Annotated in this window: 21 protein-coding genes; 14 read left to right on the plus strand and 7 right to left on the minus strand. The window is 65.5% G+C overall.

The window, feature by feature from the left end; all coding sequences use genetic code 11:
* Positions 1-58 precede the first annotated feature (58 nt).
* On the plus strand, positions 59-787 hold the full coding sequence (locus CXQ96_RS00195; RefSeq protein ID WP_104116034.1) for an AzlC family ABC transporter permease: 729 nt from the start codon (positions 59-61) through the stop codon (positions 785-787).
* Positions 780-1,115 carry a branched-chain amino acid transporter permease gene (locus CXQ96_RS00200; protein ID WP_104116035.1) on the plus strand — a complete coding sequence of 112 codons (336 nt, stop codon included), beginning with the start codon at positions 780-782 and terminating at the stop codon, positions 1,113-1,115. The genes CXQ96_RS00195 and CXQ96_RS00200 overlap by 8 nt, the downstream gene beginning before the upstream one ends.
* Here CXQ96_RS00200 and CXQ96_RS19025 read toward each other — a convergent pair.
* Positions 1,102-1,986, minus strand: a complete 885-nt coding sequence (locus tag CXQ96_RS19025) for an alpha/beta fold hydrolase (RefSeq protein ID WP_104116036.1) — start codon at positions 1,984-1,986, stop codon at positions 1,102-1,104. The genes CXQ96_RS00200 and CXQ96_RS19025 overlap by 14 nt on opposite strands.
* 286 nt (positions 1,987-2,272) lie before the next feature.
* Positions 2,273-2,671 carry a helix-turn-helix domain-containing protein gene (locus tag CXQ96_RS00210; RefSeq protein ID WP_104116037.1) on the minus strand — a complete coding sequence of 133 codons (399 nt, stop codon included), beginning with the start codon at positions 2,669-2,671 and terminating at the stop codon, positions 2,273-2,275.
* A gap of 86 nt (positions 2,672-2,757) precedes the next feature.
* Here CXQ96_RS00210 and CXQ96_RS00215 point away from each other — a divergent pair, with 86 nt between their 5' ends.
* From CXQ96_RS00215 to CXQ96_RS00225, 3 genes are all read left to right on the plus strand, one after another.
* Complete coding sequence (locus tag CXQ96_RS00215; protein WP_104116038.1) at positions 2,758-3,168, plus strand: RidA family protein; 411 nt, start codon at positions 2,758-2,760, stop codon at positions 3,166-3,168.
* A 266-nt stretch (positions 3,169-3,434) separates the two neighbouring features.
* Positions 3,435-4,034, plus strand: a complete 600-nt coding sequence (locus CXQ96_RS00220) for an NAD(P)H-dependent oxidoreductase (RefSeq protein WP_258058658.1) — start codon at positions 3,435-3,437, stop codon at positions 4,032-4,034.
* Between the two features lie 244 nt (positions 4,035-4,278).
* A complete protein-coding gene (locus CXQ96_RS00225) occupies positions 4,279-5,049 on the plus strand; it encodes a metallophosphoesterase (protein ID WP_104116039.1) in 771 nt (256 codons plus the stop codon).
* Positions 5,050-5,252: 203 nt separating this feature from the next.
* On the opposite strand, the gene CXQ96_RS00230 is transcribed toward CXQ96_RS00225, so the two are convergent.
* Positions 5,253-5,633 (minus strand): VOC family protein, encoded by a 381-nt coding sequence (locus CXQ96_RS00230; RefSeq protein WP_104116040.1) that lies wholly within the window; start codon positions 5,631-5,633, stop codon positions 5,253-5,255.
* A gap of 187 nt (positions 5,634-5,820) precedes the next feature.
* On the opposite strand from CXQ96_RS00230, the gene CXQ96_RS00235 reads away from it, so the two are divergent.
* Entirely contained in the window at positions 5,821-6,558 is a 738-nt protein-coding gene (locus CXQ96_RS00235) for a GAF and ANTAR domain-containing protein (RefSeq protein ID WP_104116041.1), read from the plus strand.
* Between the two features lie 28 nt (positions 6,559-6,586).
* A complete protein-coding gene (locus CXQ96_RS00240; RefSeq protein WP_104116042.1) occupies positions 6,587-6,952 on the plus strand; it encodes a GAF domain-containing protein in 366 nt (121 codons plus the stop codon).
* A 76-nt stretch (positions 6,953-7,028) separates the two neighbouring features.
* Here the strand turns inward: CXQ96_RS00240 and CXQ96_RS00245 are convergent, their stop codons facing one another.
* Both CXQ96_RS00245 and CXQ96_RS00250 read right to left on the minus strand, forming a co-directional pair.
* Positions 7,029-8,222, minus strand: coding sequence for a S1C family serine protease (locus CXQ96_RS00245; RefSeq protein WP_258058661.1), 1,194 nt, complete (start codon positions 8,220-8,222; stop codon positions 7,029-7,031).
* A gap of 125 nt (positions 8,223-8,347) precedes the next feature.
* Positions 8,348-8,695 carry a hypothetical protein gene (locus CXQ96_RS00250; protein WP_104116043.1) on the minus strand — a complete coding sequence of 116 codons (348 nt, stop codon included), beginning with the start codon at positions 8,693-8,695 and terminating at the stop codon, positions 8,348-8,350.
* Between the two features lie 75 nt (positions 8,696-8,770).
* Between CXQ96_RS00250 and CXQ96_RS00255 the strand changes: the two genes are divergently transcribed.
* The 3 genes from CXQ96_RS00255 (at position 8,771) to CXQ96_RS00270 (ending at position 13,176) form a co-directional block, all read left to right on the plus strand.
* A complete protein-coding gene (locus CXQ96_RS00255; protein WP_104116044.1) occupies positions 8,771-10,123 on the plus strand; it encodes an MATE family efflux transporter in 1,353 nt (450 codons plus the stop codon).
* Between the two features lie 532 nt (positions 10,124-10,655).
* Positions 10,656-12,230, plus strand: coding sequence for a hypothetical protein (locus tag CXQ96_RS18265; RefSeq protein ID WP_181036300.1), 1,575 nt, complete (start codon positions 10,656-10,658; stop codon positions 12,228-12,230).
* Positions 12,231-12,363: 133 nt separating this feature from the next.
* Entirely contained in the window at positions 12,364-13,176 is an 813-nt protein-coding gene (locus tag CXQ96_RS00270) for a class F sortase (protein WP_258058675.1), read from the plus strand.
* 49 nt (positions 13,177-13,225) lie between these two features.
* Here CXQ96_RS00270 and CXQ96_RS00275 read toward each other — a convergent pair whose 3' ends face one another.
* Entirely contained in the window at positions 13,226-13,675 is a 450-nt protein-coding gene (locus tag CXQ96_RS00275; RefSeq protein ID WP_146070774.1) for a hypothetical protein, read from the minus strand.
* 248 nt (positions 13,676-13,923) lie between these two features.
* Between CXQ96_RS00275 and CXQ96_RS00280 the strand changes: the two genes are divergently transcribed.
* Genes CXQ96_RS00280 through CXQ96_RS00290 form a run of 3 tightly spaced genes read left to right on the plus strand, consistent with a single transcriptional unit; the run spans position 13,924 to position 16,508 of the window.
* Positions 13,924-14,535, plus strand: coding sequence for a hypothetical protein (locus CXQ96_RS00280; RefSeq protein ID WP_104116047.1), 612 nt, complete (start codon positions 13,924-13,926; stop codon positions 14,533-14,535).
* A 46-nt stretch (positions 14,536-14,581) separates the two neighbouring features.
* Complete coding sequence (locus tag CXQ96_RS00285) at positions 14,582-14,959, plus strand: hypothetical protein (RefSeq protein ID WP_308662299.1); 378 nt, start codon at positions 14,582-14,584, stop codon at positions 14,957-14,959.
* Between the two features lie 40 nt (positions 14,960-14,999).
* Positions 15,000-16,508, plus strand: a complete 1,509-nt coding sequence (locus CXQ96_RS00290; protein ID WP_104116049.1) for an ATP-binding protein — start codon at positions 15,000-15,002, stop codon at positions 16,506-16,508.
* A gap of 35 nt (positions 16,509-16,543) precedes the next feature.
* Here CXQ96_RS00290 and CXQ96_RS00295 read toward each other — a convergent pair whose 3' ends face one another.
* The gene (locus CXQ96_RS00295; RefSeq protein WP_104116050.1) at positions 16,544-17,089 is read right to left on the minus strand and encodes a CGNR zinc finger domain-containing protein; all 546 of its coding nucleotides are present in this window, start codon (positions 17,087-17,089) and stop codon (positions 16,544-16,546) included.
* Between the two features lie 89 nt (positions 17,090-17,178).
* Here CXQ96_RS00295 and CXQ96_RS00300 point away from each other — a divergent pair, with 89 nt between their 5' ends.
* Positions 17,179-18,159 carry a DMT family transporter gene (locus CXQ96_RS00300; protein ID WP_104116051.1) on the plus strand — a complete coding sequence of 327 codons (981 nt, stop codon included), beginning with the start codon at positions 17,179-17,181 and terminating at the stop codon, positions 18,157-18,159.
* The last annotated feature ends 8 nt before the right edge of the window (positions 18,160-18,167 follow it).

The raw sequence follows: 18,167 nt of genomic DNA on the forward strand, positions 1-18,167 counted from the left end.
CGCTACTGGCGCGGAAACCAGCAACCATAGTTCACTCAATTCTTCCTACGATTGCTAGATGAATGCAGCAGCGGTCAGCCTCCACGGATCGAGCGCTTCAAGCGTCCCGAGGGAAGCTCTTACGGGTGTCCGGACCGCGCTGCCGGCCGGTATCGCGATGTTCCCGTTGGGAATGGCGCTGGGTGTGCTTATCTCTCAGTCCGCCCTGCCCTGGTGGACGGCGCCGTTGTTCACCGGCGTGATCTTCGCAGGTTCGCTCGAGTTCCTGCTCGTTGGCATGGTGGTCGCGGCCGCACCACTCACCTCGGTCGCACTGACGGCACTTCTGGTGAACTTCCGGCACGTCTTCTACGCGCTCTCATTCCCCCTCGGACAGATCCGCTCCCGCAGCCTCCGGGTCCTGAGCACGTACATCCTGTGCGATGAGGCGTGGGCATTGACCGCTCACCCTGAAGCGCGTCAGTGGACCGGTGCGCGCATCCTCGGCATCCAGGCGGTTTTCTACCTGAACTGGGTATTCAGCGCCACGATCGGTGTGCTCGCCGGGTCCCTCATCCCTCCCGGCGTGGTGGGGCTGGACTTCGCCATCACTGCGTTCTTCCTCGTGCTGGGCATCGACGCCTACCGTGTGCGCCGTTCGGTACCGATTCCGCTGGTAGCGCTTGCCTGTGCACTGTTCTTCGTGATCTTCACCGGTGACGCGATGATCCTGCCCGCGATGGGGACATTCGTCGGCCTGCTCCTTGTCTCCTACGGGGCCAAGCGCTGGAGGTGGCGCCGTGGATGACACCCAATACCTTCTGGCCGTGACCCTTGTAGCCGCCATCGTGACGTGGGCGCTACGCGCCCTCCCGTTCGCGATCCTCGCACCGTTGCGCAGCAGCGAGCTCCTGCCCTACGTCGCCGAACGCATCCCGATCGGCGTGATGGTGATCCTCACCGTCTACACACTCCGGCACATCAACGTCATCGAATCGGCAAGCATCGTTCCCGCAACGCTCGGGGTGCTCGTCACGTCAGGGCTGCACCTCTGGAAAGCGAACATGCTGCTGAGCATCGCAGGCGGCACCGCCACCTACGTACTGCTGGTCTCCACCGTCTTCAGCACTGCCTGACACCCTGCCGCAGCGTCTGCGCAACAACCCATCGAGCATTCCTTGTCGTCGCTCTATTCTGAACGGGCGGTGCTCTCCATCCTTTCGGATCGAATGGGTGACATTGGAGGAAGTTGATCACCCTGTCGGTGGCGTCGGGCTCCTCGAGGTAATACCCATGCCGCGCCGCAGTCAGTAACGCGAGCTCAGCATCAGGAATGGCTGCAGCCATCCGCTCCGCATTGCCCGGTGGTGTCATCTCATCATTAGTGCCGTGAAGGACCAGTGTTGGTGCGGCAATTCGAGGTAACTGGTCCCAGGCATCGTGGTTGCGGCTGGCCGCAAGGTGTAGCCGCCGGGCGTGACGGGACGCGCTCGGGGTGAAAAACGCAGCAGCATCATCCCGAGGCTTCCCGTCGCGGAAGAACAGCGAAGCGAGCCGGACCTGATCACCGCTGCCAAGGTCAGCCGTCGCGCCGACGGACCGGGGGACACCGCGTGCATCTCCTGCAGTCGTGGCCCCCAATACGAGGGCGCCTACCCGTTCTAGGAAACGCAGAGCCACCCATTGGGCGACTCTTCCTCCCATGGAATGTCCATACACATGGGCCCGATCGATACCAGCTGCGTCCAACACAGCAACAGCATCCGCAGCGAACGACTCGGTCGAATAGCCGTCATCGGATCCCATCGAACTTTCCCCCGTACCCCGATGATCGAACGAGACCACCCGGAAGCAATCACTGAACGCTGGAACAACGGCATCCCACGACGTTGAATCCACGGCCTGACCGGTTACTAGCAGTAACGGGTCACCAGTCCCGCTGACCCGCCATGCGATCCGCGCCCCATCACGAGCTCGAGCGAACTGAAGCGGAGGCCTCGACGTCATGGCAACATTGTCCCGCCACAACGGTTCACCCTAGGCAAGGCGCTCAAGCCGGCACAGGGCCGACGGCGTGGAAAGTAACGCTTCAACACAGCAGCATTGAGGGCGAGTAGGTCCCCTCTCGTACCCTTTTTCGATCGCCGATAATTGATCCTACGTCAACCTATATTGACGCCTACAGGTGCTTCCCATCGTCCGATCATGTCCTCTGTGAGCTAGGTGACTGGTGCGTTCTGCGCATGATGGTGTGGGCTGAGGGTCAGTTGCGAGTATGTCGCGGGCCCGCGCTTCATGCCTCCGGTGACTTGTGCACCTCATCGAACTCGTCGAAGCGGCGGCGCGCCTGCTCGATCAGTGGCATCTGCTCTGCTGCCCACTCGAGAATTGCTTCGACCGGCGGTCGGAGGGTCTTTCCCAGCAGCGTGATGCTGTACTCCACCGCCACTGGACGGGTGCTGAGGACAGCGCGATCGATGATGCCGTTGCGCTCGAGCCGCCTGAGCGTTGCGGTGAGTGACTTCTGTGTGACCGCGGGGATGACGCGCCGCAGTTCGCTGAAACGCATCGGTCGTTCGCATAGCTCGTTCAGGACCAGGAGGGACCACTTGTCGAGCACCTGGTCGAGTAGCTCACGGTGGGGTACATCGATCTCGAAGCGGTCCGACGGTGGACTGCTGGTAGTTCTCATGACACCCAGTTTCGTTGAAGTGACCACCTCCCACAAGGTATCTCTGAGATACCAGCAATCCTCCAGTCCAGACCAAGGAGCTTCCGATGACTGTTCGCCTTTCCTCGCCCGAGACCCTGATGCAGCCCGTCCCGTACCATCACGTCGCCGTCGGTGCCGGGAACCGCCACGTGCATGTGTCCGGCCAGATCGCCAGAGAAGCCGACGGCACTCCGGTGGCCACCGGTGACCTGGCAGGCCAGGTGGCCCAGGCCCTGCGGAACACGCACGCGGGCCTTATGAGCGCTGGTGCCAGTTTCGGTGATGTCGTTCGCCTCACCTTCTATGTGACCGCCTGGAGCCCCGACAAGATCGAGGCCTTCATGGCGGGCGTCAATGCGGTAGCCGAGGACATCGGCCTGCCGCTGCCGATGCCACCAGCGTCACTTATTGGTGTCGAATATCTATTCGAACGGGACGTACTGGTCGAAGTTGAGGCAACAGCCGTCCTCGACTGACGCCGACCCGACGACTCCCCTCGGCAACTGGTGCGCCTTCTATCGACGCACACCTGCTCAGCCTGACAACACGCTGCGCGGTCGCGGAGCCTTGACCGCCCACCGTGTTGTCGGGCTCGACGACGAGATCGAGGGTGCTGTATGCGCCCGACGCCCGAGTGACTTTTGGATGTGCTGCGAATTCCTCCGGCTACTTCAAGGGGTGTTAGCAGTTGGATGTCGGCGCCCCTCAGTCGTCAGTTGTCGATCAGGAGTGAGCTGTGGTCATGATTGAGCGCGTGAAGACCCTCATCGTGACCGCTCACCCTGATCCCGATTCCCTGACACATCACATTGCGCGCCTACTCGAGCAGATGCTGCTGCCCGGAACGGTCGAGCTCGTCGACCTAGCAGCAGAAGGCTTCGATCCGAGATTCTCTCTCGCCGATCGGCACACATACCGAGTCGGAGGTGATTTCGCCCGCGACGTTTCCGCCGAGCAGCAAAGGCTCGACGGGGTCGCGCACCTCGTACTGATCTTCCCCGTCTTCTGGTGGTCGATGCCGGCCCTGCTCAAGGGGTGGATAGACCGCGTCTTCGTCAACGGTTGGGCATTCGACGTCGCCGCTGAGGGCGGCATGAAACGCAACCTCGTGAACCTCACGACACACCTGATACCCGTTGCTGGCGATGATGCCGGCGTGTACGACCGGCATGGGTACGAGCAGGCGCTCCGGACCCAGATAGAACACGGCATCATCGACTACTGCGGCAGTCGACGCGGTCTCACGATGTTCGTGTACGAGTCCGAGTCCGAGGATGCCCCGGCCCGAGAGCACGCGGTCCTTAGTGCCGTTACAGCAGTCAGGCAGTTCATCGCCAAGTAGGGACTTGTCATCCGGGACCGGCGAAACAGTGCTGGAAGTCGACGGCAAGGACTACGGCGTTGCAACGGCCGCCTGCCATGAGTTCCGGCACAGCAGCAGCCCGTTGACATCGACGCGGGCATTACCACCCATGGCGGATACTGCGTGTCGCGTGCCACTCGCGCAGGTCCTGGTTCGAGAGTCGCCCGAGTAGCGCAATGTTATGACTCCAGTTCAATTGTCCAGACAGCGATAGCCTGACGGAATGGAACGCGTTGCGGTGATCTCCGACCTCCACGGGAATGCCACCGCGTTCCTGGCCGTCCTCGAGGATCTGCGTCGCAGGGGTATCACCACGGTGTACAACCTGGGCGACGTGGCCGGAAAAGGCCCCCGCGGTTCGGAGTGCGTGCGCTTGAGCCGTCTGCACTGCACGGTCACGGTGCGGGGCAACTGGGATGACTTCCTCCCCAGCGAGACGCCGGAGTGGCGGGACGACGCCGGCTGGTGGTGGCACAACGAGCTGACTCCGGAGGACCGTTCCTGGCTGCAGTCGCTTCCGCTGTCCCACGACATCATCCTCAGCGGACGGCGTGTCCGCATGTTCCACGCATCGGCGAAGAGCGTCTACCACCGCGTCCATGCCCGCCACGATGACCGCGCATTCGAAGGCATGTTCGCGGCGACGGACCTGACAGGCGACGGCCCGCAGCCGGACGTCGTCTGCTACGGCGACATCCACGACGCGTTCGTGTCCACCTATCGCAGCCGGACGCTGATCAACGTGGGAAGCGTGGGCAACCCCCTGGACGAACCGCAGGCGTCCTACGTCATTATCGAGGGGGAGCCCGACGGCGAACGGAGGGATCCGTTCGGGATCCAGTTCGTGAGGGTGGCGTACGACATCGAGGCGGAGATCGCCGTCGCCCGGTCGCTGGGAATGCCTGCCCTGCAGCCCTACGCCATCGAGTTGCGAACGGCGGTCTACCGAGGCCAGCACGCTGCCCTCGGCCTCCTCGATGGTGCTTCGTCGTAGCAGTCGGTCGGGAGCCGGCTGCTACGACCCCTGGCCGACGGCCCATGTCCGTGCGAGCACATCGATGTATTCAACGTCAGTCCACTAACGGGTCCGGGACGGAGGTTGCGTCCTTCCAATGTGCGTCGCGCTACCCGGCGCGCGGGGTGAACGGCGTGCGCGGACCGCGGGTTGACTTCGCGGGTCGCGGCGGCAGGGTCCGTCTACTGCAAGAACAGGCAGAAGGGGTGGCCCGCCGGGTCGAGACAGACGCGCACGTCGTCCTGAGGTTGGAAGTCCGCAAGGTCGGCGCCCAGGGACAGGGCGAATTCGACCGCTGCCCCGAGATCGTCGACCGCGAGATCGAGGTGCATCATCATCTGCTGGTGGTCGGGTTCTTCGGGCCAGGTCGGCCGCGTGTAGTGATCCTCTGTCTGGAAGGACAGGCCCGCCCCGCCGTCGGGGGCCCCGAGGACGACCCACCCGGGCTCTTCTGTCCTCGTGTTCCACCCGAGGAGCCGCTGGTAGAACGCAGCCAGTTCCTGGGCATCAGGCGCACCGAGCACGGTAGATGACAACGAAAGGGCGGGACGTTCTCCGGCCATGTGCTTTCCTCTCGGTGTGACGGCATGGGTGGGTCTATTCAAGGCGCACCGAACGTCCACCACAAGGGCCCTGCCGCCCGTCCGATTGGGTAATATCATCTAGGTCGTTTAGCAGCAGGCGGCCACTCACCATCCCCTTGCCCGCATCACGCGTCTTCGGCATCGGGTTGATGCAAAGGCTTATCCGTTGCTTGATCATGGAAACGACAAGAGCCCGGCGGTTCCGGGCTTGCTCCAGGACTTCGTCCTCGACAGTCAGGACGTCGAGGAGTTCCTGACGAAACTGGTGACGATCGCCGGTCACACCCTGTCCGCCGAACACGACGAGGTCCTGTGCGGCGTGACGCTCCTGCGGGCGCGCACGAAGACCACGGTCGCGAGTAACGGACCGGATGCCCAGAAGATGGACGAGGTCCAGTACGAGTACAACGACGGACCCTGCCTGCGGGCGGCCCGCCTGGGGACTGTGCATTACGTCAGCGACTTCGATGCCGAGGAGCGCTTCCCGGAGTACAGCCGTGCGATCGCGGACCACGGCGTCAAATCAGCCCTCGGAGTTCCCATTCCGCTGGAGGGAGAAGCGACGGCCGCGCTGAACTTCTACTCGCCCCTCGTGGACGCGTTCAGCGAGGATGCCATCGAGGCCGCGCAGCGCTTCGCCGAGGAAGTGTCCGCGTCACTCCGGCTCGCGGTGAGGATCGCGAAACTGACCGAATCGAGCGAGGACATGAGGGCCGCGATGGAGAGCAGGACCACCATCGACCTCGCCGTCGGCGTGATCATGGGCCAGAACCGGTGCTCCCAGGACGAGGCCATGTCGATCCTCAAGACCGCGTCGAGCGCGCGGAACATCAAGCTCCGTGACGTTGCGGCCTCCGTGGTGCAGTCGCTGGGCCAAGGACCTGCGAAAACGCACTTCGAGTAGGACCCGCTCCAGGGAATCAGGAGGAGCCATGGACGAGCTAGGCCTGCGGGACCGTATCGCCGGGACAATGCGCCAAGTTGATCTGTCCCTCGCTGAGGTATGGATCGAGTACTTCGCGATCGGCGGTTCCCTGTCGGAGCTGGAGATCGACGCCTATCTTCGCGGACAGGCGGAGCTGCCAGTGCTCGAGGGCGAACTCCTTGAGCCGTACATCCGGTTCTACGCCGGCTATCCGCTGCGCGGACCCGGCGGATGGAACGTCGGCACGCTCTGCGTCATGTCCACCTCGCCCCGAACGTTCGTCGATTCCGACCTCAGGGACCTCGAGTCGCTGGCACAGGAGATGCAGCACGAGGTGTATCCGGGCTGGAAGGCGTGGAGCCTGCTCCCATAGACGACGGCCTACGGCGATCGACGCGCCGTCAGGTGGCTACGAGCGTCGAACGGGCCTACTGATTGCGGCCGATCGATCAGCCGCGCGCGGCGGGGCGGTCAGTGAGCCGGACGTCCACGCTTTCCGTGTCGGAGCCCCTCCTGGTCATGACGGAGACCGTCTCGCCAGGCTCCCGCTGGCGCAACGCGGCGAGCAGGTCTTCCGGCGCCGACAGTTCCTCGTCCCCGATCCTCGTGATGATGTCGCCCGGCCGGATCCCGGCGGCATCGGCGGGCCCGCCCTCCGAGACGGACAGCACCACGACGCCGGTGGTGTCACGGAGGTTCAGCTGCTCGGCGATCTGCGGCGTGATGGCGCCGGGGCCCACACCCATGAAGGCATGTTCCGCCGTGCCGTCCTCCCGCAGCTCCTCGGCAATCTCGGTCGCCGTGGGAGCCGGGATGGCGAAACCGAGTGCGACGGCGCCCTGCGAGGGCGGAATGTACGCCTCGCTGATGCCGATGATCTCGCCTCGACCGTTCACGACGGCGCCGCCCGAATTACCCGGGCTGATCGCCGCGTCGGTCTGGATCAGATCGACGAGCGACTGACTCGTCGACGCCGAGCCGGGAATCTCCCGGTGCAGGCCGGAGATGATGCCCGACGTCGCGGTGTTCTCGAAACCGAGCGGTGACCCGATGACGACGGCGAGCTCGCCGATACGCGGAAGACCGGACTGGAAGGTCGCCGCGGGAAGATCGGTCCGGTCCGCCTGCACGAGTGCGAGATCGGACACCGCGTCCACCGCCTCCACCGTCCCCGACACCCGTTGTCCGTCGGCGAAGGCGACTTCGACGTCGTCGTTCCCGCGCACAACGTGTTCGTTGGTAAGGATCAACCCGTCCTCGGTGTAGATGACGCCGCTGCCGAGGCCGCCCTCGGTGAAGATGGTGACCACGGAGGGCTGCACCGCTTCGACGATGTCCGGAATGCTCATGTCGCCCGACTGGGAGCCGGATTCCCCTGATGCCCCCTGCGAGGACCGACTCGACGGCTTCGACGACGGCTCCGACGAGGCCGTGCTCCCGTCGCCGCCCTGCACCTGGGCGGGTGCGCTCGATCCCGCATCGCTCGTGCCGGTGTCCGTGCACCCCGTGACGGCGAGGAGGAGGACACCGATTAGTGCGGCAGGTGTCGCGATCCGGGCTTTCGGCATCATGATCGGGTCCTCCTGGGCGGGGTGGTCATCGGGAAGCATCGTGACCGTAGGACCAGGGGTGCGTGCAGTCACTGTACTGACCGTACGAAGCACGGAGACGTCAGGACAAGGAGGAGCAGCGGACCGATCAGGGCTGGACACGAGCGGTAAGCGACGTATCCACGACGCCACCGCGGACGCCGTGGAGTATCAGGAGGTCACTCCGTGTCGCGCTCCGGACGGCGCAGCGGGTGCTCTCGCCACGAGTCCTGATCGGAAGGACCAGGCCCGTACCCGGGCCGCATCAGAGGCTCGTCCGGGTCGTCCTCGGGATTGCGCTTCCGGGGCGCTCCCCGACGGTGCGTGAGCCAGTAGCCCCAGGCGATACACGCTGCCGCGGCCAGGATGATGAGCAGACCGATCGCCAGTAGCAGCGGCGCCTCGGCGGGCGCCGGGGTACCCGTCGATTCCGCCCTGGCGAAGTCAGACACGGCCTGGGGGACGAAGAGGGTGCTGATGAACAGCAGGACCAGTCCTGCAAGGTACTGCCTGACGCCGAGTTTCATATCTCCCCTGGGGCCTTGCGCTTGTCGGATCTTTTCCAGCTTAGGCCCCGCCGCCGACGCGCCTACGCTGGACGGGTGCACGAGACACTGCCTACCAACCGCCAGCTCAGCCGCAGCATCCTGCGACTCGCCGTCCCCGCCCTGGGAGCCCTTGTCGCCGAGCCACTGTTCCTCCTGGCCGATTCGGCGATCGTCGGGCACCTCGGGGTCGATGAGCTCGCGGGCGTCGGCCTCGCCTCCACCGTCCTGCAGACCGCCGTCGGGCTGATGGTCTTCCTCGCCTATTCGACCACTCCGGCAGTTGCTCGCCTGCTCGGTGCGGGGCGGCTGCCCCATGCCCTCGCGGCCGGCCGGGACGGCATCGGGCTAGCCGTCGTGCTCGGCTTCCTCCTGTCCGTGGTCGGCTGGGCTACGGCGCCCCGTCTGGCCACCATCATGGGCGCAGAGGGTCAGGTGCATGCTTTCGCCGTCGATTACCTGCGCTGGTCCATGCCCGGTCTAACCGCGATGTTGATGGTGCTCGCGGCCACCGGAGTATTGCGCGGCCTGCAGGACACCCGGACCCCGCTGATCGTCGCGGGCGCCGGATTCGGTGCCAACATCGTCCTCAACTACCTGCTCGTCTACGGAGCCGGAATGTCGGTGGCGGGGTCTGCACTCGGAACAAGTCTCGCGCAGTGGGGCATGGCGGCCGTGTATCTCGTGATGATCGTTCGTGCTTCCCGGCGTCAGCACGTTTCCCTGACACCGTCATTCCGGGGCATCCGGAGGACGGCGAGCGTAGGGTCCTGGCTCATGCTGCGCACTCTGTCGCTCCGCGTGGCGATCCTCGCCACCGTTTTCGTGGCGACGGCGCAGGGTCCACTGGGTCTTGCCTCGCACCAGCTGGTCATGACCGTCTTCACCTTCCTCGCCTTCGCGCTGGATGCGCTCGCCATCGCGGCCCAGGCCCTCATCGGCAAGGAGTTGGGATCGGGCAATCGCCCGCTGGCACGCGCCCTGACCCGGCGGATGGTCATCTGGGGTGTGGGTTTCGGCGTCCTCACCGGATGCCTGTTGGCCGCCGTGGCACCGGTCGTCGGCTGGGTCTTCACGACGGATCCGGACGTGCAGGCGGCGTTCGCCGCCGGCCTGTGGGTGCTCGCCGCGTCGCAGCCGGTATGCGGCTTCGTGTTCGTGCTCGACGGCGTCCTGATCGGCGCGGGTGACGCCCGGTACCTGGCGATCGCCGGCGTCGTGAATCTCGTCGCGTACCTGCCGTTGCTGGCCCTGGTCGGTCGGGCGGAACTGACCGGCGGCGAGGGCATCGTCTGGCTGTGGGTCGCGTTCGGGATCGGTTACATGGTGGCGCGGGCTGTGACCCTGGGATGGCGCGTCCGCGACGACCGCTGGATGGTGACGGGAGCGACGCGGGGCCACGCGGGGTGATTCGACGGACTCCCCTCTGATGGCGTCACCGACGCGGTAGCACCGTGAGGGACCGCGTATCACCGGGCTCGTGGCACGACGTGCAGAGGCGGATTCTCGGCTGCGCGTTTCTCGTACCGCCGGAAGGTAGGCAGAATGCGCAAGATTTCCGCAAGATGGGACTTCGCGAGCCCTAAAGAATTAAGATTGACCCCCAAGATAGCCAATAGAGCCGTTCGGGCGTACGTTGAAGCTCAACAAACCAATCCGGGTCTGGGGTCCAGTTAATTGATGAGAAGCCTGAGGGCTTCGGCCTTGTCCACGACGATGTGGCACGGCGCTCCAATGCTGATAAATCAGGTCTCATCCTGCTGCAGTTGCGCGGCACGCGCCCAGCAGCAAGTGATTCCGCGTTGATTCTACTGCTCGATATTTCTGTCGGGCAGTCGCGCATGGCTTTGTGCAATCAACAGTCCTAGAGGTCCCGCCGCTCTCCGGGCAATGCATCCTGGTTGCCCGATGGAGACATCGCTCCATTGCAAGAACAAAGACCATGTTCAGCAATTCCGATCCTGGGACCGAGGCGAGCTGCCGCACAGTTTTTCTGACTGATCGACTCTTATTGAGGAATTACATCATGGCCCTCCATCGCCAACCCACTAGGGCGAGGAACAGTTTTCCTCCCTTGCGCAAGTATTCAACGTTCTTAGCAGCCCTCGCCGTGGCATTCTCGATGGTTCTGTCCGGAGGAACACTCGGCGCCGTCTCGTCCGCTTCTGCCGCTTCCGCCATCGCCCAATGCAACGGAATCGCGAATGTCGGCGGTCAGGGCGTCACCTGTACCGTCACCGTTGCCAATACGCTCGATCTCGAGACCGGGATCGGAAGCTCGGTGGTGACCACCGAAGCCTGTGTGGGGGCCGCCAACACGGCGTTGACGTGTACAACGACGACCGTCCCCTCTAATGATCTCGTGACGTCAGTGAACCAGTGCAACGGTTCGGGCAACGGCGGCGGTGGAGTCGTCGAATGCCGCGTCACCGTGGTCAACACCATTACGGGTACTGCGACCGCGATGCCAGGCACCGTCAACCAGTGCAATGGATCCGGCGAGGACGGCGGGACCGAGCCGACGATTGTCTGTAGCCCTATCGGCTCGACCACGAACGCCACCGTCACCCAATGCAACGTCTCCGGTAACGGTGGCGGAGGAACCGAGCGCGTGCGATGCACAGTCGGATCGAACAGCGTTGCAACTGCGCTTCCCGTGACGATCGATCAATGCAATGGCTCAGGTAACGGAGGCGGAGCTTACGTCACCTGCACGAGCTCGATCGAGACGCGCATCGTCGCAGCTCCTCCTGTAGTTGTTCCGCCGGTCGAGCCGCCTGTGGTCGTTCCGCCGGTCGAGCCGCCTGTGGTTGTTCCGCCGGTCGAGCCGCCTGTGGTTGTTCCGCCGGTCGTGCCGCCTGTGGTTGTGCCGCCGGTCGTGCCGCCTGTGGTTGTGCCGCCGGTCGTGCCGCCTGTGGTTGTGCCGCCGGTCGAGCCGCCTGTGGTCGTGCCGCCGGTCGAGCCGCCTGTGGTCGTGCCGCCGGTCGAGCCGCCTGTGGTTGTGCCGCCGGTCGTCCCGCCTGTGGTTGTTCCGCCGGTCGTCCCGCCGGTCGTGCCGCCGGTCGTCCCGCCGGTCGTGCCGCCGGTGGTTGTGCCGCCGGTCGTCCCGCCGGTCGTGCCGCCTGTGGTTGTTCCGCCGGTCGTGCCGCCTGTGGTTGTTCCGCCGGTCGTGCCGCCTGTCGTGCCTCCTGTGGTTGTTCCGCCGGTCGTCCCGCCGGTCGTGCCTCCCGTAATTGTTCCGCCGGTCGAACGGCAGCCGGTTCTCACCCCGCAGAAGGACCGACGGCCTATCGCGCCGGAGACCAGGATCGGTCCCCGCGCAAGTTCAACACCTGTAGGGAAGAACGCCGGGCTGAATATCCAGACGGCGGCGGGCATCGCGACGGTCACCGATCTCCCGAGAGGGCCGGTGGCGCCCGGTTCCCAGCCGTCTCCTGGTCATCAACATGCCCCTTCCTCCGGTTCCTCGGTCGAAGCTGCGGCTCTTATGGTCCGGAGGAGTCGCTTCACCCTGTAGGCCCCGCCAGGCCGGCGGACGTCCGATAGGGCGTCCGCCGGAAGACCAACCTGCAGTGCCAGCCCCGATGCGTGGCTGGCACTGCACCTATCAGGGCAGTTCTCGAAAGTAGTACCACCGGAAGGCACAGGTTGTGCGCCACACCCTAGATCCCCTGCCCAAGCACTCCGCTGCGTCTGCTTCACGGCGGCGGCAGAAGCTCTGGCTGCTGCTGGTGGGGGCGGTGATTGCGATGTCGGCAGCGGTTCTCGTCGTGGTTGTGCACTTCGGGCCGGAGGGCGGAGTGGATGTGCCGCAGGGGCGCGACTCCTTCGGGGCCCCCGCCCCGATCGTGGGAACGATAGTGGACGAGCCCCCGGCGCCTGCTGGGCTACCGTCGGATCCGTCGAACCTACCTGCCCCAGCGACATCACCTGCGGCTGCTGCCGGTGACCGTGCCGCTTCCGCACCAGGCGGAGGTGATCCGTCGACGGCGTCGGAATCCGGTACTGCCGCCATGCCGGCGGCGGCAGCTCCCACCAGTCTCGCGGTCGAGACCGCCGGCATCGATATCGCGGTCCTGCCGCTGACGCCCAGTGCCGCTGAAACGGCCGGCCAGTCGATCGTTCCGCCATTCACCGATGACGGCTACTGGCTTACTCCGTATGGCACGCCGGGCGCAGGATCCACCAACACGACCTACATAGCCGGCCACAGTTGGGAGGGCCGGGAGGCACCTTTCGACAGACTCAGCACATCGACCGCCGTGGGGGACACCGTTGCCCTCACCACGGCTACCGGCACCATCGAGTACGTCATCGACTCGGTCACCACCTACGAGAAGGACACTCTCAGCACGAGCGGTATATGGAACATCGTCCCGAACAGACTGATCATCATCAGCTGCTACACCCAGGACCCCTTGGGAAAGAACATCGTCGTCAGCGCATTCCCCGTTGAGGACTGAACCACTTCAGCAGACGCAGGGCGGATCTGGGCCGCCCACCTGTGAGCCGCTACATCAAGGGCTCGCAGAGAGCTATGACCTCCTTGCTGGCGGACTTGAAGCGGTCCGGGTTCAGGCTGAACCTCCTGCCGTTCTCATAGGCGGCCTCGAGGTCGTGGAACGGTTCCTGCATCACCGTCAGGAGGTTCCGGAACCGCGCAGAGGAGGTGTCGGCAACGCCTTCCAGGGTCCCTGCAAGGCGTGCTGCTTCCGTGGCCGTCGCAGCGTTCATCTCGGACACGTTGGTGAGGAACTCGGCGGAATCGGAGATCAGACCGCCGTCGGCGCCGATGAGGGTCTGGCATGTCGCTGCGTCAGCTTCCTCGACGGCAGTCCTGGGTGCAGCCGACGTCGGGCTGGCAACCTCGGACTGGTTCCCGCCCTCGACCGCGCCGTCGGAGGAAGTGGTCGTGCAACCCGTGAGGAGGAGCGCGCAGGCGACGAAACTCAATTTCTTCATCTTCTGTCCCGGCTAGATATGAAGAGACCTACCACCACCGTCGCTTCCCCTGATGCGTGACGGCTGTCACTCACCATCCTACCCATCACCCGTGCGGGGCGAACAGGAGCCCGGGTGATGGGCCGCACGCGACAGGAGCGTTCCCGAGGAGCTACCGCAAGAGCCTGTCGCAGCACACCCCCGATCCCCGAGGACTAGACTGGACTCGCCGGAAACCGCCCGGCCACTTTCAGTCAGGGAGGTCATTGATGGCTGCCGCATCGCCCGCCGCCGGAACTGGTTCCGACCCCACCGAGCTACAGCTGTGGAAGCCGTTCCTGGTCCGCGCCGTGGCCAGTGCCGTATTCGGTCTGCTGACGATCTTTTGGCGTGAGCCGTCCACGCTCGTGATGTCCCTCGCCGGAGGTCTGTACCTCCTGCTGGTCGGCAGCGCGTATCTCTGGACGCACCGAATGGCGCACTGGGGTTCGAGTTCGAAACTGCTGACAGACATCGGCGGTGGCCTCCTGCTCGGCGCGGGTGTCGCAAGTCTCGTGTTCATCGACGACCGCAGCTTCGCGTTCGCCGGCGCAGTCGCACTGATCGTCGCGGGCCTGGCGGAACTGGTGCGCGGGCTCGCCGTTCACGGTCATCCGGCCGCGCGTGATCTTGTCATCGTCGGAGTGGTCGGCACAGCCACCGGTGCCATCCTTCCCTTCGTGGAGCAGCTCGGCGCGCATGCGCTGCTCGGCGTGACCGGGGGAGGAGCGCTGGTCACCGCCGTCGTGCTCGGTATCGCAGCCCTGAGCTACCGGCACGATTCCGCGCTCGGCGCATTGCCCTCTTCCGGCGTCCGCAGCGAGCCGGACCCCGTAAACTAGGTGCTCTACGTTCCGTAGAAATATCGCATCACTGGAAGGAGTGCCCGTGGCCAAGCGCCGACCGGGGAAACCCACACAGGGACGATTCCGCCACGGCATCAAGGCTCCACTAGTCTTCTCCGCTGTCCTCGCGGCAGTGGCGGGAGTAGCCACGTCCATCTTCGCCACCGGAGGCGGTGCCAGGGAGCTGCGCGTCGATCTCGGACTGACTGCCGCGGGGATCGCCTTCATCGCATCCCTCGTGATCTGCGCGATGCTGATGATGGCTGAAACGCCGAACGCGGAACATCTCAGCAAGGGTTCCGGCATCAATCGCTCGTCCGCCAGGCCGGACGTCCAGGAATGGCCTTCTCAGCCTGAGCGGGATGCGGAGCCCGACGACGAACCCCGCTACGGGCAGCGCCTGCCGAAACAGGACACCTAGACCGCTGAAGACCACTTGACGCCCCTGCTAGCCTCCCCTCATGGGGGAAGAACTAGCAGAATTCGTCAGTAACTTCGGCACGATGGTCCGTCTCGCACAGGAAGCGCAGCAGGGTTCTGCGGCCGGACGCGAACTCGCCGATACCCTCTCCGCGCATCTGGGTGCCGCCGCCGGCACGGTGCCCATCGTCGTCGAAGAGGTTCCGGCCCACCGCTTCATCGATGCGGACATCGTCCTCGAGGGCATTACGGGCCAGGACGCGCGGCTTGTCGGCATCGGCGGCGGCGACCAGCGCCACCACATGTCCCTCAGCGATATGCTGCAGCACTCCCAGGTGTACCCGAGCTTCCCGCTCTCGCAGCCGGACTATGCAAACCTGCCGATCGGGCCCGATGAGCAGCGCCAGACAGTCGCGCTCGGTCTTCGGCTGTTCCGGCGCGACGGCGTTCCCGTCGCGCTCCTGCAGCGCTCCGCGGAGCCTCGCTACGGGCGGCTGACCGCATCGGTCGAGGTCCTGTGCACGGAGGCCGAGGTCACCTCTGCCTTCCTCGCCGACTTCCGGCGGCGCATGCAGAGCGAGAGCGTCCTGAAGGGCCAGATCCTGTCCTACAGCACGGACTCCTTCGGGCCGAGCAGTGCGGGCGTGACCTTCCACCATCGGCCGAGCATCACTGCTGCGGACGTCATCCTGCCCGAGGGCCTGCTGGACAGGGTCGAGAAGCATGCCCTCGGCATCGCGGCACACCGCGAAGCGCTCGTCGCCGCCGGCCAACACCTCAAGCGCGGCATCCTCCTGTACGGTCCGCCGGGCACGGGCAAGACCCACACAGTGCGCTTCCTGCTGAGTGCGAGCGAGGGCACGACGGCGATCCTGCTGTCCGGCGGCACCCTCGCGCATGTGAGTGAGGCGGCTCGCATGGCACGGGCCCTCCAACCATCGATCGTCGTGCTCGAGGACTGCGATCTCATCGCGGAGGACCGCAGCTTCGGGCACGGCCCGCAGCCCCTGCTGTTCGAGGTGCTCGATGCGATGGACGGGCTCGACGACGACGCCGACGTCACCTTCGTCCTCACCACGAACCGCGTCGACATGCTCGAGCGGGCGCTTGCACAGCGCCCCGGTCGAGTGGACTTGGCGGTGGAAGTGCCGCTTCCTGCGGAGGCCGAGCGCGCAGCGCTCCTTCGGCTCTACGCAGGCAGCCTCTCGTTCAGCAGGGAGACGGTCGGAACGGTCGCCCGCCGGACCGAGGGCACCACGGCGTCCTTCACGCGCGAACTCGTGCGCCGGGCCACGCTCGCCGCCGCCCTGGAGCAGGTGCCGGTCGCGGATGAGCACCTGCTTGCCGCGGTGGACGAATTGATGTCGGACGGCGCCTCCCTGACCAGGAGCCTGCTCGGCAGCAACGGCCCGGACCAGGACGTTCGTGCTGGAGGCACCGCGATATCGCCCGGCTATGGTCCGATCGCGACGACCTACGGCCACGCGTCCCCCTACGGATCCACCCTGACGCTGTCATTCGACGAGCAGGAGCCCGACGACCAACGCTAGTGCTGCCTCGCTCGGTCCTGGGCGATGCCACCGCGTCAAACGCCCATGGCTTTCCGCGCGCGGTATGCCTTCACGTGGGTGCGGTTCGCGCAATTGCCCGTGTCGCAGAATCTCTTCGACCGGTTGCGGCTGAGGTCCAGCACAACGCCGTCGCAGTCCTCCGCTGCGCAGGACCGCAGGCGGTCGAGCTCATGTCCACGGATGACGTCGGCAAGGGCCATGGCCGCCTCCGTCGCCATCCGCTCCTCCAGTGGCGCTTCCGGTGCGGTGGCGTGCAGGTGCCAGTCCCACTCATCGTGGCGCACGAGCTGGGGAAGGGCGTTGGCCCTGCGCAGGATCGCATTGACGAGCGCCACGGCGTCGTCCTCCTCCGCGAACCAGATCACCTCCAGTTCGGATCGCAGCGCCCGGACCGACTCCAGTTCCGACTCCGTGTGCGTGCGGGAGCCGGAGAACCGCTGCTCCGTCAGGAATCGGTCGAGGCCGTCGAGCGTGTCGAGCGGATCGACGTCCTCCTTAGCGGTGTTGATCAGGGCAGCCGCAGACGAGAGCGCCACCTCTGTGTCATAGGTAAAAGACATGTTGACTCCTGACATCCTGCACCACTAGTGTCACGACCATAACCACTTGTCACCCCTGACACCAATCATCGACCCCGAAGGGAGCGGACGTGACCCTGCGACCCGCCACCGGCTTCTGGATTGCACTCCTCTCCGCTGCGACGTTCGGCGTCTCCGGACCCTTCGCCAAGTCGCTCCTCGAGATCGGTTGGAGCCCCGGCGCGGCCGTCGGGCTCCGCATCGGAGGGGCCGCCGTCGTGCTGCTGATCCCGGTCCTGATCGCTCTGCGTGGCCGATGGTCCACGATGCGCGGCAATGCGCTTACCGTCACGATCTACGGCACGACGGCGATCGCTCTGTGCCAGCTGTTCTACTTCAACGCGGTGCAGCGCATGTCCGTCGGAGTGTCGCTGCTGCTCGAGTACCTGGCACCCGTGCTGATCGTGGGCTTCCTCTGGCTGCGCTCACGGAAGGCGCCGAACCTGCTCACGATCATCGGGTCGGTCACCGCGATCCTCGGACTCCTGCTCGTCCTGGACCTCGCAGGGGACGCCCGGCTGGATCCGGTCGGCGTGCTGTTCGGCCTCGGCGCGGCCGTCTGCCTCGTGGTGTTCTTCCTGATGTCGGCGAAGGTCGACGAGTCGCTCCCGCCCCTCGTGATGGCGGGCGGCGGGATGGTGGTCGGAGCACTCACCATCTTGGTGCTCGGCCTGGTGAACATCATGCCGTTCCGGTTCGTCTTCGCCGATGTCTCGCTGGCAGGACGGACCTACAGCTGGATCGTGCCCGTCGCGGTCCTCGTCCTGGTGGCGACGGTGGCCGCCTACGTGACGGGCATCCTGGCTGCGCAGCGACTCGGGTCCAAGGTGGCGAGCTTCGTCGCGCTGACCGAGGTGATGTTCGCGGTCCTGGCCGCCTGGCTGATCCTCGGTGAGCTGCCCGGCGTCGTACAGCTGCTGGGCGGCCTGCTCATCGTCGCCGGCGTGGTATGCGTTCGGTTGGACGAGGTCCGCTCCGCGAACGACGACGACGCCGTGTCTCCGGCGGCCCTCGGTGGATCGAACCCCGTGGAGCCGGTTCCGCGCGCCTGACCCACACG

The organism is Arthrobacter sp. B1805, from assembly GCF_002929745.1.
Classification (GTDB): Bacteria; Actinomycetota; Actinomycetes; order Actinomycetales; family Micrococcaceae; genus Arthrobacter_D.

What these genes read in the sequence shown, in the direction of transcription:
- CXQ96_RS00195 (WP_104116034.1), top strand. Translation starts at nt 59, where the DNA reads ATGAATGCAGCAGCGGTCAGCCTCCACGGATCGAGCGCTTCAAGCGTC.
- CXQ96_RS19025 (WP_104116036.1), bottom strand. Translation starts at nt 1,986, where the DNA reads ATGACGTCGAGGCCTCCGCTTCAGTTCGCTCGAGCTCGTGATGGGGCG.
- CXQ96_RS00210 (WP_104116037.1), bottom strand. Translation starts at nt 2,671, where the DNA reads ATGAGAACTACCAGCAGTCCACCGTCGGACCGCTTCGAGATCGATGTA.
- CXQ96_RS00215 (WP_104116038.1), top strand. Translation starts at nt 2,758, where the DNA reads ATGACTGTTCGCCTTTCCTCGCCCGAGACCCTGATGCAGCCCGTCCCG.
- CXQ96_RS00220 (WP_258058658.1), top strand. Translation starts at nt 3,435, where the DNA reads ATGATTGAGCGCGTGAAGACCCTCATCGTGACCGCTCACCCTGATCCC.
- CXQ96_RS00225 (WP_104116039.1), top strand. Translation starts at nt 4,279, where the DNA reads ATGGAACGCGTTGCGGTGATCTCCGACCTCCACGGGAATGCCACCGCG.
- CXQ96_RS00230 (WP_104116040.1), bottom strand. Translation starts at nt 5,633, where the DNA reads ATGGCCGGAGAACGTCCCGCCCTTTCGTTGTCATCTACCGTGCTCGGT.
- CXQ96_RS00240 (WP_104116042.1), top strand. Translation starts at nt 6,587, where the DNA reads ATGGACGAGCTAGGCCTGCGGGACCGTATCGCCGGGACAATGCGCCAA.
- CXQ96_RS00250 (WP_104116043.1), bottom strand. Translation starts at nt 8,695, where the DNA reads ATGAAACTCGGCGTCAGGCAGTACCTTGCAGGACTGGTCCTGCTGTTC.
- CXQ96_RS18265 (WP_181036300.1), top strand. Translation starts at nt 10,656, where the DNA reads ATGTTCAGCAATTCCGATCCTGGGACCGAGGCGAGCTGCCGCACAGTT.
- CXQ96_RS00275 (WP_146070774.1), bottom strand. Translation starts at nt 13,675, where the DNA reads ATGAAGAAATTGAGTTTCGTCGCCTGCGCGCTCCTCCTCACGGGTTGC.
- CXQ96_RS00280 (WP_104116047.1), top strand. Translation starts at nt 13,924, where the DNA reads ATGGCTGCCGCATCGCCCGCCGCCGGAACTGGTTCCGACCCCACCGAG.
- CXQ96_RS00290 (WP_104116049.1), top strand. Translation starts at nt 15,000, where the DNA reads ATGGGGGAAGAACTAGCAGAATTCGTCAGTAACTTCGGCACGATGGTC.
- CXQ96_RS00295 (WP_104116050.1), bottom strand. Translation starts at nt 17,089, where the DNA reads ATGTCTTTTACCTATGACACAGAGGTGGCGCTCTCGTCTGCGGCTGCC.